18 protein-coding genes are annotated in these 17214 nt (G+C 64.8%); 6 read left to right on the plus strand and 12 right to left on the minus strand.

The window, feature by feature from the left end; translation table 11 throughout:
- Positions 1–336: 336 nt before the first annotated feature.
- The 5 genes from JMN37_RS09130 to JMN37_RS09150 form a co-directional block, all read right to left on the minus strand.
- Positions 337–438, minus strand: a complete 102-nt coding sequence (locus JMN37_RS09130; protein WP_003855542.1) for a 30S ribosomal protein bS22 — start codon at positions 436–438, stop codon at positions 337–339.
- A gap of 127 nt (positions 439–565) precedes the next feature.
- Positions 566–757 (minus strand): helix-turn-helix domain-containing protein, encoded by a 192-nt coding sequence (locus JMN37_RS09135; RefSeq protein ID WP_070363204.1) that lies wholly within the window; start codon positions 755–757, stop codon positions 566–568.
- A 227-nt stretch (positions 758–984) separates the two neighbouring features.
- The gene (proC, locus tag JMN37_RS09140; RefSeq protein ID WP_071573639.1) at positions 985–1788 is read right to left on the minus strand and encodes a pyrroline-5-carboxylate reductase; all 804 of its coding nucleotides are present in this window, start codon (positions 1786–1788) and stop codon (positions 985–987) included.
- A 45-nt stretch (positions 1789–1833) separates the two neighbouring features.
- A complete protein-coding gene (locus tag JMN37_RS09145) occupies positions 1834–2589 on the minus strand; it encodes a hypothetical protein (protein WP_070363205.1) in 756 nt (251 codons plus the stop codon).
- Positions 2589–3545 (minus strand): Ppx/GppA family phosphatase, encoded by a 957-nt coding sequence (locus JMN37_RS09150; protein ID WP_252931907.1) that lies wholly within the window; start codon positions 3543–3545, stop codon positions 2589–2591. Before JMN37_RS09150 ends, JMN37_RS09145 begins: the two co-directional genes overlap by 1 nt.
- Before the next feature lie 33 nt (positions 3546–3578).
- Between JMN37_RS09150 and JMN37_RS09155 the strand changes: the two genes are divergently transcribed.
- Positions 3579–4454: a DUF3109 family protein gene (locus JMN37_RS09155; RefSeq protein WP_070363207.1), complete on the plus strand. Its 876-nt coding sequence runs from the start codon at positions 3579–3581 to the stop codon at positions 4452–4454.
- Here JMN37_RS09155 and JMN37_RS09160 read toward each other — a convergent pair.
- The 3 genes from JMN37_RS09160 to JMN37_RS09170 are packed head-to-tail and all read right to left on the minus strand — an operon-like array spanning position 4436 to position 7055.
- Entirely contained in the window at positions 4436–5134 is a 699-nt protein-coding gene (locus JMN37_RS09160; protein WP_070363208.1) for a response regulator, read from the minus strand. The genes JMN37_RS09155 and JMN37_RS09160 overlap by 19 nt on opposite strands.
- Positions 5135–5159: 25 nt before the next feature.
- The gene (locus tag JMN37_RS09165) at positions 5160–6299 is read right to left on the minus strand and encodes a sensor histidine kinase (protein ID WP_083290798.1); all 1140 of its coding nucleotides are present in this window, start codon (positions 6297–6299) and stop codon (positions 5160–5162) included.
- Positions 6300–6308: 9 nt separating this feature from the next.
- Entirely contained in the window at positions 6309–7055 is a 747-nt protein-coding gene (locus JMN37_RS09170) for a phosphoglyceromutase (RefSeq protein WP_070363602.1), read from the minus strand.
- Between the two features lie 50 nt (positions 7056–7105).
- Between JMN37_RS09170 and JMN37_RS09175 the strand changes: the two genes are divergently transcribed.
- A complete protein-coding gene (locus JMN37_RS09175; protein WP_252931909.1) occupies positions 7106–8233 on the plus strand; it encodes a chymotrypsin family serine protease in 1128 nt (375 codons plus the stop codon).
- A 60-nt stretch (positions 8234–8293) separates the two neighbouring features.
- Here JMN37_RS09175 and JMN37_RS09180 read toward each other — a convergent pair whose 3' ends face one another.
- From JMN37_RS09180 to JMN37_RS09190, 3 genes are all read right to left on the minus strand, one after another.
- A complete protein-coding gene (locus tag JMN37_RS09180) occupies positions 8294–8638 on the minus strand; it encodes a hypothetical protein (RefSeq protein ID WP_145945272.1) in 345 nt (114 codons plus the stop codon).
- A gap of 443 nt (positions 8639–9081) precedes the next feature.
- On the minus strand, positions 9082–10347 hold the full coding sequence (mshA, locus tag JMN37_RS09185; protein WP_252931911.1) for a D-inositol-3-phosphate glycosyltransferase: 1266 nt from the start codon (positions 10345–10347) through the stop codon (positions 9082–9084).
- Between the two features lie 13 nt (positions 10348–10360).
- Positions 10361–11329 (minus strand): MinD/ParA family ATP-binding protein, encoded by a 969-nt coding sequence (locus tag JMN37_RS09190; RefSeq protein ID WP_070363214.1) that lies wholly within the window; start codon positions 11327–11329, stop codon positions 10361–10363.
- Between the two features lie 127 nt (positions 11330–11456).
- On the opposite strand from JMN37_RS09190, the gene JMN37_RS09195 reads away from it, so the two are divergent.
- A complete protein-coding gene (locus JMN37_RS09195) occupies positions 11457–13154 on the plus strand; it encodes a long-chain-fatty-acid--CoA ligase (RefSeq protein ID WP_070363215.1) in 1698 nt (565 codons plus the stop codon).
- A gap of 30 nt (positions 13155–13184) precedes the next feature.
- Complete coding sequence (locus JMN37_RS09200) at positions 13185–14900, plus strand: long-chain-fatty-acid--CoA ligase (RefSeq protein WP_370296053.1); 1716 nt, start codon at positions 13185–13187, stop codon at positions 14898–14900.
- 4 nt (positions 14901–14904) lie between these two features.
- Here the strand turns inward: JMN37_RS09200 and JMN37_RS09205 are convergent, their stop codons facing one another.
- Positions 14905–15963: a UDP-N-acetylmuramate dehydrogenase gene (locus tag JMN37_RS09205; RefSeq protein ID WP_071573630.1), complete on the minus strand. Its 1059-nt coding sequence runs from the start codon at positions 15961–15963 to the stop codon at positions 14905–14907.
- Here JMN37_RS09205 and JMN37_RS09210 point away from each other — a divergent pair.
- Together JMN37_RS09210 and JMN37_RS09215 are read left to right on the plus strand one after the other, a co-directional pair.
- Complete coding sequence (locus JMN37_RS09210) at positions 15925–16401, plus strand: DUF2505 domain-containing protein (protein ID WP_070477357.1); 477 nt, start codon at positions 15925–15927, stop codon at positions 16399–16401. The genes JMN37_RS09205 and JMN37_RS09210 overlap by 39 nt on opposite strands.
- A complete protein-coding gene (locus JMN37_RS09215; RefSeq protein ID WP_071573648.1) occupies positions 16394–17212 on the plus strand; it encodes a class I SAM-dependent methyltransferase in 819 nt (272 codons plus the stop codon). Before JMN37_RS09210 ends, JMN37_RS09215 begins: the two co-directional genes overlap by 8 nt.
- The last annotated feature ends 2 nt before the right edge of the window (positions 17213–17214 follow it).

Here is a 17214-nt window from a genome sequence, read left to right on the forward strand (position 1 = left end):
AGGCACACATGCGTGAACGCGACCAAGCCAACTCACCCGACGGCCGGCCGAAAGTCTACGACACCGGCATCGACACCGACTTCAACCCCTCCTGGGCCATCCGACACGGCTGGGCAGGACGCTCATAACCCCAGCACAACACCCCACAACCCACCCATCCCGGCCCCCAAAAAGCACACATTTTGTCACTTAAGTCGACACGCCGAGAAAAGCACACATTTTGTCACTTAAGTCCGCATTTCCCCAGGCTAATTCGCTCGCTCACCGGTATGGAGCGCGAGCCACACGCATGAAAAAACGCCCGCTCCAACCATGTGGTGCGGGCGCTGCAAAAGCTTACTTGCCAAGCTTACGACGCTGAACACGCGTGCGGCGAAGCATCTTGCGGTGCTTCTTCTTGGACATACGCTTGCGGCGCTTCTTAATCACTGAACCCATAAGGTTTCCTCGTTTCTTCGTAGTACGTTCTTGACGTGCCAGCATTCACTCGTGGTGTACGCAATGGGTGTAAGCATACAACCAAGGTGTTTGGCACTCAAAAAGGTTCGGGCAAGGTGAGTGCTAGTTATCCGACGTCGTACACGGAGGACTCGAGGTACTCACTGACCGCCGTTTCGTTGACGCGGAAGGAGCGGCCGACGCGTACTGCCGGCAGCTCACCCGAGTGCAACAAGCGGTAGACCGTCATCTTGGAGACGCGCATAATTTCGGCGACTTCAGCGACGGTTAAGAACTTGCCTTTATCTTCATTTGCCATTAATTCATAAACCCTTCAGCACGGTCGCGCTGCAGGCTTCCCCTCCTGCAGGACGAAACACGCACGTGCTTCAAACAACCTTATCGTGAACACTGGGCCTAATGCGACTCATGTGCCGATAATCTTTCAAAGTGCCTGGAGAAACACCCCGTATCTGGTGTGAAAGCGGTGACTGCTGTGGCACAACCGGCGCAACCGGCGCAATCGGCGCAACCGGCGCAATCGGCTCAGTAAGCTTCGGAGCGCGTCGCGCAGGCGTCGGTGGCGCGGTAGATCGCGGCGCGTAGGCCGGACTCCTCGAGTTCCCGGATTGCGGCGACGGTGGTGCCGCCCGGTGAGGAGACGGCGGCGCGCAGGCCAACGGGGTCGGGGTGCTGGTCCAGTAACGCCCCAGCGCCGGCGCAGGTTTGGGTGGCCAGTTCCGTGGCGAGGTCCCGGGGCAGTCCGAGGGCAACGCCGGCGTCGATAAGTGCTTCGGTGAGCAGGAAGTAGTAGGCGGGCCCCGAACCCGAGAGCGCGGTGACGGCGTGCATTGCCTTTTCGGGGACGGCGACGACGCGGCCCGCGGACGTCAAGAGCTTTTCGACGGCCTCCCGCTGCTCGTCTTCCACATAGCGGCCGGCGGAGACGGCGAGCACGCCCTTGCCCACGAGCATCGGGGTGTTGGGCATCACGCGCATGATCGGAGTGCCCGCGGACGAGATTGCCTCTTCCATGTCGGCGATGTCGACGCCGGCGGCCATCGAGACGAGCACGGTGGGCACCGAATTGCTCGCGACAGTCTCCGCGATCTCCCCGATCACGTCAATGATCTGGTTGGGTTTGACGCACAGGAAGACAACGTCGGCGTCGGCGGCGGCCTCGACGTTGTCCGTCGTGGCCTGGATGGCGTAGCGCTCGGCGAGCGCCGCCACGCGCTCTTCGGAGCGGCAGGTGGCAATGATGTGGTGCGGTTCGACCTTTGAGGCGATCAGCCCCTGCAGCAGGGCCTCGCCGATATTGCCAACGCCAATGATTGCGATTTTTTCCATGCACCACACACTAGCGCCACGGGGGCGCTGTGGTGGAAAACGCCCTTAGAGCAGGGCCGGGCCGAACGCCATGACCAGGGCGGCAACGCCCGCGAGCGTCATGGTCAGACCATCGCGGCCAGTGTGCATCGCGCGCACACCGAAGACGACGCCCGCAACAGCGGCGGCGCCCAGGATGGCTGCGAGTGCGGTTGCCAGGTTCGCCCAGATCCAGCTGAACAGCATGAACCCGAGCACGCCCAGAACCACGCCGATGAACACGAAGAGCACCAGCATGATGGGGTTGACGGCGCCGTCGTCGGCTTCAGGCTCCACCTTTTCGACGTCCACATCCTCTACATGGTCGTCGTCGAAGAGGTCGAGGCTGTCTTCCTCGGCGGGTTTCTCAGCAGGCTCAGCCTTGGTGCGCTGCGCTGGCTCCTTGGTGTCCTCCACGACGCGGATCTGCGTCGTTTCGTCCTCGGAAGGGCTGGCCTTCTGCGCGGCAGGCGCAGGCGCGGGCGGGTCAACCGGCTTCTCGGCCGCAGGCTTTGCAGCCGCAGGTTTCTCGGCCGCAGGCTTCTCTGCAGCAGGCTCAGGCTTCGCCGGTGCGGGTTCGGCTGGTGCGTCGAGTGGCACGCTGGAGTGCTTCGCTTCGGCCGGGCGGGCGTCGACAGCCTTGAAGGAGCCGGTCAGCTCCGCGACCGAGACGCCGCCTTCCTCCAAGCTGCGGCGTCGGCGGGGACGCTTACCCACGTCCGGGTTGGTTTTCTGGGCCCGGGCGAGGAGCTCCGCAACCGTCAGCTGCTTGTCCTCAGACATCAGTCGTTGTCTCCTTCGTCATCTCCTAAGTCATGCCCTTGGTCGATCCAACGGAGGATCACGCCTTCTCGTAGCGCCCATGGACAGATCTCTAACTTATCAAGCTTAAGCGCTCGCATGGCAGCCTCTGCAACTAGGGCACCCGCAACGATCTGGTGTGAGCGGTCAGCGCTGATGCCTTCGAGCTCCGCGCGGTCGGCTGCGGTCATGCGGGAGATGAACGCGATGAGCTGGCGCAGGCCCGGCGCGGTGAGGGTTCGCTTCACGAAAGGCCCAGCTGAGGAGGGTGCAGCGCCGGTTAGCCGAGCGAGGGAGCGGAACGTCTTCGAGGTGCCGACGGCCAGCCCCGCCTCCCCCAGCGCGTGGAACTCGCGGGCGGGCCCGGCGAGTTCAGCGTCGATGTAGTCGCGCAAAAGGTTGATCTTTTTACGCTCAGGCGGGTCGGATTCGAACCACTCGTGGGTGAGCCGCCCGGCGCCCAGGTCGAGGGACACGGCCAGGTCGGGGCTTTCTTCGGTGCCGGTGGACATCTCCAGGGAGCCGCCGCCGATGTCCAGGTTGCTGATGCGCCCCGCGGACCACCCGTACCAGCGGCGCACTGCGAGGAACGTCAGCCGCGCCTCCTCCTCGCCGGAGAGGACTTCGAGGCGCACGCCGGTTTTCTTCTCAACCTTCTTCAGCACATCCTCGGAGTTCGTCGCCGAGCGCACGGCGGACGTCGCAAAGGCGAGGAACTCCTCGCACTTCAGCTTGCTGCTTAGGCCTGCGGCTTCCCCCACGGCGTCGACAAGCTTGTCGACGCCCCGAGGCTCAATATTGCCCTCGTCGTCGAGGAGTTCGACGAGCCGGAGCGGCTGCTTCCAGTCACTCATCGGGGTGGGGCGGCCACCGCTGCGGGCATCTACCCCCACGAGATGCACCGTATTACTGCCTACGTCTAATACACCTAATCGCACACCCTCAGCGTAGTGCGTCTACGGTGTGTTGGTGTGAATCAACCAGTTTTTCTCGGATTCCCCGCCGAATCCCCCGCCGGCCGCTCTATCCTCGCGGGACGCGAAGTGCCCACCGACTTCCCCCGCGAATGGTTCGTGTTCATGCACCCGGAGGACCCGCTGCACTACTTCAGCATCGACCTGACGTGGGTGGAATCCACCTGGTCGTGCCGGTTTGGCACCCCGCAGTGCCACGGGATTGATGAGGACTTCTCCGTTGTCGGCTGCTGCATCCACGGCGCGTACCTCTCCGACGAAACGGACCGGGATGACCTTTATAATGCGGTCGCCGAGATGCCCGCGAAGTACTGGCAGCTGCGCCCCCGCGACGTCGATTCCTACATCGCGGCCGCCGACCCCACCATCCTCGAGCCCTGGCTGGAATGGGACGACACCGAAGAAGAGGACGACGGCCCACACATCAAGACGCGCGTGGTGGATGGCGCCTGCATCTTCGCCAACCGCAACGGCGCCGAGACCGGCCCGGGCTGCTCCCTGCACCAGTGGGCGATGGCGGAAGGCCGCAACATCATCGGATCCAAACCGGAAGTGTGCTGGCAAGTGCCGTTTTCCCGGGAGGACTCCTGGGAGGAACGCGCCGACGGCCAGGAGATCCTGCGCACCACCATCGGCGAGTACGACCGGCGCCAGTGGGGTGGCGGCGGCGAAGACTTCGACTGGTGGTGCACCGACGCGCCCGCCTGCCACACCGGCGGTACACCCGTGTGGCAGTCGATGAAGCAGGAGCTACAGCAGCTCATTGGCGAGAAGCCCTACGAGGTCCTCGCCGCGCACTGCGCCGCCCGCGCGAAACTCCCGCGTGAGGCGAAGACCACGCACCCGGCCAGCGATCAGGCCTCGAACTTGTAGCCCAGGCCGCGCACCGTCACCAGCTGCTTCGGCTTCGACGGCTCCTCCTCGATCTTTGAGCGCAGCCGTTTGACGTGCACGTCCAGGGTCTTGGTGTCGCCGACGTAGTCCGCACCCCAGATCATGTCGATGAGCTGGGAACGCGTAAGCACCCGGCCGGCGTTGCGCATCAGGTACTCCAGCAGGTCGAACTCCTTGAGCGGCATGCGGACTGGTTGGCCGTCGACAAGCACGCTGTGGCGCTCGACGTCCATGGTGACGCGGCCGCCGATGAGTACGTCGCGGCTCGGCTCGTCCTTTTCCTCCGCCGCCGACTCCCCGCCGCGGCGCAGCACCGCCCGGATGCGCGCAATGAGCTCGCGAGTCGAGTACGGCTTGGTCACGTAGTCATCCGCGCCGAGCTCGAGGCCCACCACCTTATCGATCTCCGAGTCACGCGCCGTGACCATAATGATCGGCACCGACGAACTCGCGCGCAGCTTCCGGCACACATCCGTGCCGCTCATGCCCGGCAGCATCAGGTCCAACAGGACAAGATCGACCTCGTTGGCCTCGAACGCCTCGAGCGCCGCCGGGCCGTCGGCCGCCCACACCGTGGAAAAGCCCTCCTTTTCCAGCAGATACGACAGCGGATCCGCCAGGGACTCTTCATCTTCAACGATCAGGATCTTCGTAGACACGGTTAGGGAAACCCTCCTGCAAAAGCTACATCGGCAACTCGAGCGTGAAAGTCGACCCGGTCCCCGGGCGCGACCACACTCTGATAGTACCCCCGTGGTTTTGCGCCACGTGCTTCACGATGGCCAAACCCAAGCCAGTCCCCCCAGTCGAGCGAGACCTCGCCTTATCGACGCGGTAAAAACGCTCAAACACGCGCTTCTGATCCTCCAGCGCAATTCCGATCCCCCGGTCAGTGACGCGCACAAGCGCCACCTTCTGCTTCCCGGACATACGCACCTGCTGCGTAATACTCACCGGCTGGCCGTCCGGCGAGTAGTTAATGGCGTTCGACACCAGGTTGCTCACCGCGGACGTCAGCAGCGACTGGTCCCCCATCACCGTAATCCCGGTGGGTTCCCCACGGATCAGGTCGATGTTGCGGCCCTCGGCGGTGACGTGATTGCGGGTGATGGCGTCGTCAATCACCTCGTCGAGGCTCACCGGCGACATCTCCGGCAACGCCTCCGCACCCTGCAGCTTCGACAGCGAAATCAGGTCCGTGATCATGTCGCCCATCCGGTGGGCCTCCTTCAGCACCTTCGTGCCGAAGTAGTCCACCATCTCCGGGTCATCCGGGTCCTGCAGCAGCGCCTCCGCGAGTAGCGCCATCCCGCCGACCGGCGTCTTCAGCTCGTGCGAGACGTTCGCCACGAAGTCGCGGCGCGCGTGCTCCATCCGCACGTTCTCGGACTCGTCCGTGCTGTAAGCAATCACGTAGGAGTTCTCCGTCAGCGTCAGCGGTTTGACCACCACGCGCACGTTCCGAATGCGGGACCCCGTCGCGCGAATCGGCAGGTCAAGGTCAAGGACGTGCGTCTCCTGATCCTCAAAGACCTGCTGAGCGGTGTCCCACACCTCCGGCTGCACCGTGCGGTCATACACCAGCGACATATCGTGCGCCCTCGCGTTCGAGAGCAGCACCTTGCCCTCCTGGTTCATCACCGCAATCCCCGTCGGCGAGCCCTGCACCGCCAGCTGCAGCACCTCACTAATCGTGGCCGCCCTGCGGGAATCCGAACCACCATCAACCCGGTTGCGTAAACGCCAACGCAGCGCCCGCCGCACCAACGGTGCAGCAAGCGCTGCGAGAACTACGCCCCCTAAAAACGCCAGTAGCGGGGACAATGCGACTACTTACTTCTGGCCCTGGTTAGCAACCGCAGCAGCACCTGCCGCAGCCGCCTCCGGATCAAGGTACGTCCCGCCTGGGTTGAGCACCTTGCCCTTGCTGTCAATCTCGTAGACCAGCGGCATGCCGGTCGGGATGTTCAGGGCAGCGATGTCATCGTCGGAGATGTTGTCCAGGTACTTCACCAGCGCGCGCAGCGAGTTACCGTGCGCAGCCAGCATGACCGTCTTGCCGTCGAGAACCTCAGGCAGGATGACGTCGATGTAGTACGGCAGGAAGCGCTCCACAACGTCCTTCAGGCACTCCGTGCGTGGCACCTCTGGGAGGAACGCGTAACGCACGTCGTCGGTCTGGGAGTACTCGTTGTCGGCGTCGATTTCTGGTGGCGGAGTGTCGTAGGAACGGCGCCAGCTCATGAACTGGTCCTCGCCGTACTTTTCACGGATCTCTGCCTTGTTCAGGCCCTGCAGTTTGCCGTAGTGACGCTCGTTGAGGCGCCAGTTACGCACAACTGGGATCCAGTGACGGTCCGCAGCGTTCAGCGCGATGTTCGCGGTGCGGATCGCACGACGCAGCAGCGACGTGAACACGATGTCCGGCAGCACGCCCTTTTCTGCCATCAACTTACCGGCGTTGACGGCTTCCTGCTCACCCTGCTCAGTCAGATTGACATCGACCCAGCCGGTGAACTGGTTGGACTTGTTCCATTCACTTTGTCCGTGACGGACAAGAATCAACTTTCCATTCGTCATGGCACCAATCATGCCACGAATCGTATGATTTTTCTTTAAGGTTGGGTCTCATGATCCACACCAACGCCGTCGCCGCCGCGCTCACTGCCGCACTTCTCGCACCTGGAGCGCCATTTCGCGTCCTCCCGGAGCAGCCGCCGACCACAATGCGAGTGGGCAATCACACAATTTCCATCCCCGAACACGCCAGCGCCGCGTCCTGCTCCCAAGGCTTCAGCGGCACCATCAACGGCCAGCTCGTCATGCTCACCGCCGGCCACTGCTTCGACCTCTCCGAGGGTGTCGACAACGAGCCCACCGACGTCATGCGCACCCACCGCGTCGAAGTGCCTATCGACGCCAGCTACCGCCCCATCGGCACCCCAACCAACCTCAAACCCTCCACCGACTACGCCGACGTCTACCTCCCCTCACAGTTCTTCTGGGACACCGTCAACACCCCGGATTGGGGCGTCGTCACCGCCGCCCCCGACACCCCAGCCACCCGCATGTCCTTTTCCCGCGACGCCAACGGCCACGCCCACGGCGCACCCCGCGAACTGCGCTACATCCAGGACACCCGCAACCTGCCCTACAACTATTTCGACACCTCCAACTTCGGCCAGCCCATCTGCAAAGACGGCGCCACCACCGGCCGCACCTGCGGCCACCAACTCGCGCGTTCCCGCAACAGCATCTACTCCTGGGGCCTGCGCTACGAACACGGCGACTCCGGCGGCATCAACTACGACCCCCGCGACGGCGCCGTCCTCGGCGTCAGCTCCATGGGCATAGGACCCCTCGGCAAAGCCCAGCGTGCCGACCGCATCATCGAAGACGCCTTCAACGTCCCCGACGGCAAAGTCAACGAAGCCTTCGCACTCCCCGATTCCACCGCGCCCCACGGCGACTTCACCCCACTCAACCAGGAGCAAGGGGCGTTGATGGGCCAGATCATGCAGGACAACCCCGAACTGAAACCGCGCAAGACCGGCAAGCAGGGCTTCGACGAGGCCGTCGCCGCAGCCCAACGCGACGCCGACGTTGCCGCCCAGCGCGCCGGACAGGTCCGCACCGTTGAGCAGGCGCAACGCCTCGCCGCCGACGTCTCAGGTGCGGTCGACCACCACGCGCAGCAGCTCGGCAAGTGGGGCGCGGCCGCGGCGGTGGAGACGCTTGGGACGGCTTCACTCAATTGATGGACAAACCCTAGCCATCCCTTGGCAAACCCCGTCCGACAACCTTTTGGTTTTACAGCCTCACAGCCAGGGGACCGGCACACCCCAAGCCGCCAGCTGAGGGCCAGCCGCGTACACAGCACCACCAAGCGCGGCCAAGACCGCGACAGCTATCCGCAAGGCCAAAATCGGCGACCCTTTGGCAAACGTGGAGGCATACTTCGCTAGGGCCACGTCTGCCGACGTATATGCCTGAGATGGACAAATTGGCTCACCAATTGCAGGCTGGACCGGAGACTTCCGCAGCTCACGACACTTCGCTGCTTTTTCTTCTGATGTCACTCCCCAGACAATCGCCTCATACATCTCTCCAGAGAGCTCGCGATGTTTGAATACATACCCCATCGTATCGGCGAAATCGAACACGTTGTCTGTTTTGCTTGACTCCGCTACGTTGCTTGCTGCTTGGGGCTCCGTGACTTCGGCAGAAGCGCTATGGGTAGCCCCAGATGCCGCCACAGCCACTGTGACCAATCCGGGTACAAGAAATCTAAATTCCATCATCACAGTAACTCCTCCATGAAAGACTAACAGTCCAATCCTTTTCGATTTGAATGTAGCACCGGTCAACGAGGGGAGAACATCGGATTTGGTGCATAGATTGGGGAGCCAGTGCCAAAGGACGCAATCCTGTCCGCCGATTCCGGCAAACGCCCAGGTCGCGAAAAGTGGGTTGCGTCCTTTGGCACTCGGGTCTGCTGGGGTGACACCACATTCCTTCACGCAGCGCCGGTGAACTGGGGAAACGCGCCAGCACTAGAACGAAACGAAACATCGAATTTGGTGCGCAACCCCCCAAAAACACGCGACTAGCTCCCGATGGCCTTCCGGTCGCAGAGGCCGCGGTCGAAGTGGTCGAGGGCGTCCTGGTAGATACCGGTGAGGTCGTGGGCGCTTTCGCGCCAGCTGAACTTGCTGGCTTGGGCGACGGCGGCTTGGCCCATGGCGATGCGGGTGTCGTCGTCGCGGAGGAGGGTGCCGATGGCGTTGGCCCAGTCGACGGGGTCGTGGCTGGGGACGAGAGTGCCGGTTTCGCCGTCGGCGACGACGATCGGTAGGCCGCCGACGGCGGCGGCGACAACGGGCGTGCCGGTGGCCTGGGCTTCAACGGCGACGAGGCCAAAGGACTCGTTGTAGCTGGGGACGGCGACGATGTCGGCGGCCTGGTAGACGTTCACGAGTTCCTGCGGCGGTCGCGGCCCGAGGAAGCGCACGATGTGGCCCACGCCCTCCTCCTCGGCGAGTCGCTGATACGTATCGACGCTCACCCCGCCGCCGGAGGCGCCGCCGCAGATGAGGACGCGCAGGGGGTAGTCGACGCCGTCGCGAACGAGTTGGCCGATGGCCCGGATGAGCACCTGCGGACCTTTGAATTCTTGGAGGCGGCCGACGAAGGCGACCACTTTGGCGTGGACGGGGATGCCGAGGTGGCGGCGTGACATTTCGGTGTTGCGGTTGGTGCCGGGGGTGTAGAGCTCGGTGTCGGCGCCGGGGGTGACCACGGCAATTTTGGCGGGGTCGACGTCGTAGTGGCGGGACAGTTCGGTGATTTCGTCTTCGGTGTTGACCACGAGGCGGTCGGCGTTGTCCACGAGTTGTTGTTCGCAGATGCGGCGGGCTTCGCTTTCGGAGCTTTCGGCGCCAGACGCGTAGGCGTTTTTGACGGCGGCCCAGGTGTGGCCGGTGTAGATGAGGGGGACGTCGCTCAGTTCGGCAAGCAGCCAGCCGACCTGGCCGGAGAGCCAGTAGTGGGCGTGGATGATGTCGTAGTGGGCGTCGTAAATTCGGCAGAACTGTACGATGCCGCCGGCGAACGTGGCGAGCTGCGTGGGCAGTTCCTCTTTGGGCAGGCCTTCGTAGGGGCCGGCGACGATGTGGATGACCCGGAAGCCGGGCTCGACCTCGGCGATTTGTGGCTGGCTGGGGCGCGTGGCGCGGGTGAACACGTCGACTTCGATGCCCTGGCGCGCGAGCTGCTGGGCGATATTGAGGATGTACACGTTCATCCCCCCGGCATCCCCGATGCCGGGCTGCTCGAGGGGCGAGGTGTGCATTGAAATCATGGCGACGCGCATGCCCGCCAGCGTATTACATCACCGCGTGGCGGTGCCACGACCCAAAGTCCGCTGCGACGGTCGCGGCGAGCTGCTGGTAGGCGCGCAGGGTGTCGGGTGCGAGGCGGTCCATATCGACGACGGCACCTTCGGCGAGGTGGCGGTCGTATGGGATGGCGTGGACGGCGCGGGTACGGGCGGCGAAGTGCTCGGTAAGGCGCTCCATGTCGATGGTGGGTTTGCCCGGCGCGCCCGCGCTAATGACGACGACCGCATTGGAGGCGAGCTGGTCGTAGCCGTGGAGGCTGAGCCAGTCGAGGGTAGCTGCGGCGGACTGGGCGCCGTCGAGGGCTGGCGAGGTGACCAGGACGAGCGCGTTGGCCAGGTCGAGGACGCCGGCCATGGCGGAGTGCATGAGGCCGGTGCCGCAGTCGGTGAGGATGACGTTGTAGTGGTGTTGCAGGATGTCGATGGCCTTGCGGTAATCAAGTTCGGAGAAGGCTTCGCTAACGGCCGGGTCGCGTTCGGAGCCGATGACTTCGAGGCGTGAGCTGGCCTGGTTGGTAAATGCCCGGACCTGCGGGTACCGCGAGGTGTCCTGCGCGAGCAGGAGGTCACGGATGGTGGCGGGTGAGTTGGCGGTGGCGCGTTGCGCGAGCGTGCCGAGGTCCGGGTTGGCGTCGATAGCGATGACGCGGTCGCCACGGGTTTCGGCGAAGACGCCGCCGAGAGCAATGGTTGTTGTTGTCTTGCCGACGCCCCCTTTCAGCGACATGACGGCAATCCGGTAGTCGCCGCGCAGGGGTGCACGGATGGCGTCGATGAGTTCGTCGCGTTCGGCTTGGGCGCGGGAGCGCCCCGGGTTGATGCGGCCGCGGCTGGCGCTGTGGACAAGTTTGCGCCAGCCCTGTTTCGGCGGTGCTTTCACGGGATCGACCAGGTTGCTTTGGTCGAGGCCGGTTGGCGGTGTGAGGTCAGTGGTGGCGTCGAAAAATGTGGTCAATGGAATCCCCCCTTGTGTTTCCCCAATGGCTCACGAGCGTACCTGATGTGGAAAACTAGCAAAACCTACCAACCCGTAGGTTATACTTTCCCTCACCTACTTTCGACTAGCTAACAAAGGAGTGTTCATGGGCGCCTACGAAACCAAAGCCTGGCTCGCACACTACCCCGAATGGACCGACCCGAACCCGATCGTCGGCAGCGACACCCTCGTCAGCCTGTTCAATACCGCCGCAACCACCCACCCGGGCCGCACCGCCACCTGGTTCATGGGCAAAACACTCACCTACCAAGCCCTCAACGAGCAGGTCAACCGCCTCGCTGCCGCCCTGCAGCGCCTCGGCGTGGCACCCGGCGACCGCGTTGTTATCGCACTGCCGAACTGCCCGCAGCACGTCATCGCCATCACCGCGATCCTGCGCATCGGGGCCGTCGCCATCGAGCACAACCCGCTCTACACCGCCTACGAGCTGGAGAAACAGTTCCTGGACCACGGCGCGCGCGTGGCCATCGTGTTCGACCGGGAGGCCGAGACCTTCCACACGCTGCAGGAAACGACGGCGCTCGAGACCGTCATCGCCGTCAACCTTATCGACGCCATGCCCCGCCACCTGCAGCTCGCCCTGCAGGTGCCGCTCGGGTCGGTGCGCAGCCAGCGCGAGGAACTGCACAAGCCCGCACCGAAGGCGATCGCGTGGGAATCCCTCGTGGCGAAGCCCGCCACACCGACGAACCTGCCGACCATCGCGCAATCCGACACCGCGTTCATCCTGTACACCTCCGGCACCACCGGCACCCCCAAGGGCGTGCCGCTGACACACGCCAACGTGCTCTCCGTCCTGGTCGCCGGCGCACAGTGGGTCAAGGACTGGGGCGCCGTCAACGAGAAGGTGCTCGCCATCCTGCCAATGTTCCACATCTACGGCCTGGCCCTGAACTACGGGTTCCCCCTGACCGTCGCCGGCCAGATGGTGCTCGTCCCGGCACCGAAGCCGAAGCTCTACCAGCAGGCCATCTTGAAGACTCGCCCCACCCTCCTGCCTGGCGTGCCACTGCTGTACGAGCGGATTGCGCAGTGGGCCGTCGAAAAGCATGTGGACCTCTCCTCCTTCCACAGCGCGATCTCCGGCGCCGCAACGCTGCCGCAAAGCACCATTGAGCTGTGGGAACGCGTGACCGGCGGGCAGCTCATCGAAGGCTACGGGCTCACCGAAACCTCCCCGATCCTGTGCGGCAACCCCCTCGACGGCAACCGGCGCCCCGGCTACATCGGTGTACCATTCCCGAACACCGAGATCCGCATCGCGAACCCGGACAACCCCAGCGAGACCATGCCCGACGGCGAACCCGGCGAGCTGCTCGCGCGCGGCCCGCAGGTGTTCTCCGGCTACCTCAACAACCCAGAGGCCACCCAGAAGTCCTTCCACGACGGCTGGTTCCGAACCGGCGACATGGCCGTCATGGAGCCCGACGGCTTCATCCGCCTGGTGGCGCGCATCAAGGAAATCATCATCACCGGCGGATTCAACGTCTACCCGGACGAGGTCGAGGAGGCGGTGCGCACGCACCCAGACGTCGAGGACGTCGCCGTCGTCGGCCGCCCGCGCGAGGACGGCTCCGAGGACGTCGTTGCGTGCGTCACACTTCGCGACGGCGCCCCGCTCGACCCGGAAGGGTTGAAGGAGCACGCTCGCCAGCGCCTGACCCGCTACAAAGTGCCGCGCACCTTCTACCATTTCGAGGACTTGAACCGGGACCAGACCGGCAAGATCCGACGCCGCGCGGTCCAGCAGGAACTGGTGGCCATGCTGCAGTCCACACAATAGGTTACGGTAGCGTAGGGTAGGGCCATGACCTTGGACGCAAACACCACAAAGCCATGGCTGCAGTACTACCCGGAGTGGACCGCGCACTCGCTCGAGTACGGGTTCACCACGCTGCCAGGCATCTACGACGACAACCTGGAACGCAACGCCGACAAGCCAGCGACCAGGTTCTTCGGCCGCTCCATGACCTATGCCGAGCTGGACAAGGAAGTCCGCCGCGCTGCCGCGGGGCTCAAGGCCTTCGGCGTGCGCAAGGGTGACCGCGTGGCCATCCTGCTGCCGAACTGCCCGCAGCACGTCATCGCGTTCTTCGCGGTGCAGAAGCTTGGGGGCGTCGTCGTCGAGCACAACCCGCTCTACACCGCGAACGAGCTTCGCCCACAGTTCCAGAACCACGGTGCCCGCGTGGCCATCGCCTGGGACAAGGCGGCCGACACCCTCGAAACGCTGCGCGCCACCACAGACCTGGAGACGGTCATCTCCGTCGACATGACCAAGGCGATGCCGAAGCTGCAGCAGCTCGCGCTGCGCATCCCGATTGCGAAGATCCGCAACGCCCGCGAGCAGCTCACCGTGCAAAGCTCCAACACCGTACTCAAGACGGTGCCGTGGGAGACGCTGCTCGGCTCCGCCATCGGCGGCGAGGGCGACGATCTGGCCACCGAGGCCGACATCGCCCCCGACGACCCAGCGCTCATCCTCTACACCTCCGGCACCACCGGGGAGCCGAAGGGCGCGGTGCTCTCCCACAAGAACCTGCACGCCAACGCGTGGCAGGGCGTCGCGTGGGTCAAGGACCTGCAATCCAAGGACCAGCAGCGCATGCTGGTCACCCTGCCGTTCTTCCACGCCTACGGCCTCACCTTCTCGCTGACGCTCACGGTGCTCATCGGCTCCGAGGTCGACCTACTGCCGGCGCCAAAAATGGACCTCGTCATGGGCTCCATCAAGAAGTTCAAGCCCACCTTCATCCCCGGCGTGCCCACCGTGTTCGAGCGAATTATCGACGCCGCCAACAACGAAGGCCTCAACATCAACGGTGTCAACACCGGGTTTTCGGGCGCGGCCTCCCTGCCCGTCGAGACGATCGAGGCGTGGGAGCGCGTCACCCACGGCCACCTCGTCGAAGGCTACGGCCTGACCGAGACCTCCCCGATCCTGATCGGTAACCCGGGCACCGCGGACCGCCGCGCGGGCTACATCGGCATCCCCTTCCCCGACACCGAGATCCGCATCGTCAACCCCGACAACCTGGACGAGGACATGCCCTACGGCGAGCCCGGCGAAATCCTCGCCCGCGGCCCGCAGGTCTTCGCGGGCTACCTCAACAACCCTGAAGCCACCGAGCAGGCCTTCCACGACGGCTGGTTCTGCACCGGCGACCTCGGCGTCATGGAGGAGGACGGCTTCATCAAGCTCGTTTCCCGCCTCAAGGAGCTCATCATCACCGGCGGGTTCAACGTCTACCCCGCCGAGGTGGAAACGGTCATGCGCACCCACCCCGATGTTGTCGACGTCGCCGTCGTCGGCCGCCCGCGCGAGGACGGCTCCGAGGACGTCGTTGCCTGCGTGACACTTCGCGACGGCGCCCCACTCGACCCGGACGGCCTGAAGGACTTCGCGCGCAAGAACCTCACCCGCTACAAAGTGCCGCGCACCTTCTACCACTTCGAGGAACTGCCGAAGGACCAGCTGGGCAAGCTGTCGCGCCGCAAGGTGCAGGAAGAGCTCCTGTCCCGCCTGTAGGTGATTAGATCGACATCCCGACCCACACCGGCTCCGGCACGAGCCGGACGCCGAATGCGCGCTCCACACCGGCTTGCACGTCGCGGGCCAGGGCCACGATGTCGTCGGCCTTGGCGTTGCCCCGGTTCGTCAGCGCCAGGGTGTGCTTGGTGGACAGGCGGGCCGGGGCGTGCTCGCCGGGGTAGCCGCGCGGGAACCCGGCGCGCTCGATGAGCCAGGCGGCGGAGAGCTTCACGCGCCCGTCCTCCTGTGGGTAGCGCGGCATCCCCTCAATACCGATCGCATCTGCGACCGAGGCGTCCACCACCGGGTTGGTGAAGAAGGAGCCTGCGGACCAAGTGTCGTGGTCGGCCGGGTCGAGCACCATGCCCTTCGCCCGGCGCGTCTCCAGGACGGATGCGCGTGCCTCCGCGAGTGGGACCCGCTTGCCGCCGAGGTGGCGCAGCGGCGCCGACAGGTCCGACTTGGTCAGTTTCAGCTCGATCTCGAGGACCACGGCGCGGTGGGTGAACTTCAGGTTGGAGTAGCGGTATGCCAGCTCCAACGACTCCGGGGTAACCCACTCGTCCACGCCGGTCTCTCGGTTCCACAGGCGGACGCGGTGCAGCACGTCAGCGATCTCGGCGCCGTAGGCCCCCACGTTCTGTACCGGCGTGGCACCCGCGGAGCCCGGGATGCCGGACAGGGCCTCAATGCCCGCCAGGCCGTGCTCCACGGCGTAGGCAACCACGTCGTCCCACACGGTGCCGGCGCCGACGCGGAGGGTGGTGGCGTCGATAAGTTCGATGCCGGGGTTGCGCACGAGCACAGCAGTGACTGCCTGCGGGCCGTCGGCGACCACCAAGTTGGAGCCGCCACCAACGATGAGCAGCGGCGTGCCTGCGGCGTCGAGGCGCGCGACCGTCGCAGCGAGGTCCTCGGCGGTGTCGCAGCGGATCACATCAGCGGGGGTGCCGCCGACGCGCAGAGTTGTCATTGAGGCAAAAGATGTATCAGACACCCCATCAACGGTAGTCTGTTCACTATGACTGCACGTAGTGAAATCACCGTAACCATCAACCATCCTGCCCAGAAGGTGCGCGACGCCTTCGCAAGCAAGGATTACTGGGCGTTCATCGCGGAGAAGCTCTCCCCCGAACCGGGCGAGCTCCACGAGTTCGACGGCTCCACTGCCGTCCTCTTCGAGATCCTGCCGAAGTCCATCCTGCCTGAGGCAGCGCAGGCCATGATTTCGCAGGACCTGAAGCTGAAGCGCACCGTCAACACCGGCACCGACCCGATCACCTTCACCGGTGACGTCAAGGGCACTCCGGTCGATTTCGGCGGCGAGATCACGCTGACCGACAACGGCGACACCACCTCCCTGGCCTACGACAACGAGGCAAAGGTAGACATCCCGTTCATGGGCGCTGCGCTGGAGCCGAAGGTTGCTGAGGCGCTCGAGGAGATCGTCGAGAACGAGGCGAAGCTCACCGAGGAATGGATCTCCAACAATCTCTAAGCACCACCACAATCTGCGCTCGCAGGCGGGCCACGGGCAGCCCTACGGGGTGATCACCCGGGGCACGACCGGCATCAACCGACTGCGACGCTGCGATCGATGGACCCGCCACAACGCGCGGGTCATTTCGCTTTTGCGCGAAGGAACCCCACTAGCACTCGACGTCGGCTACGGCGCCTCCCACACCACCACCTGCGAGTGGGCGGGCTGGCTGCGGCGCATCAACCCCAACGTCGAGGTCGTGGGCCTGGAGATCAACCCCGAGCGGGTCCTCCCGCCGCGCGACGGCGTCCGCTTCGAGCTCGGCGGGTTTGAGCTCGCCGGCTACCAGCCGCAGCTTGTGCGCGCGTTCAACGTGCTGCGCCAGTACGACGTCGCGGAAGTCCCCGACGTGTGGCGCACCGTCACCTCCAAGCTCGCACCCGGCGGTCTCTTCATCGAGGGCACCTGCGACGAGCTCGGCCGCCGCAGCACCTGGGTACTTCTCGACGCCACCGGCCCCCAAACCCTCACCCTGTCCTGGGACCCATTCGACATTTCGACGCCCAGCGACCTCGCCGAACGCCTACCGAAGGCGCTCATCCACCGCAACGTCCCGGGCGAGCCCATCCACGACTTTCTTCGCGACGCCGACTCCGCCTGGGAACACGCCGCCGGCTGGGAACCGCACGGCCCGCGCGTGCGGTGGCGCCACGCCCGCGAGGCGCTCGCCCGTGACTGGCCGATCACTCCGGTGCGCCGCCGCCTCAGCGATAACACCGTCACCGTCGACTGGGCGGCTGTGGCGCCCAAAGGTGAGTCGCTACACTAGTG

The organism is Corynebacterium lipophilum (assembly GCF_024102595.1).
Lineage (GTDB): Bacteria > Actinomycetota > Actinomycetes > Mycobacteriales > Mycobacteriaceae > Corynebacterium > Corynebacterium pseudogenitalium.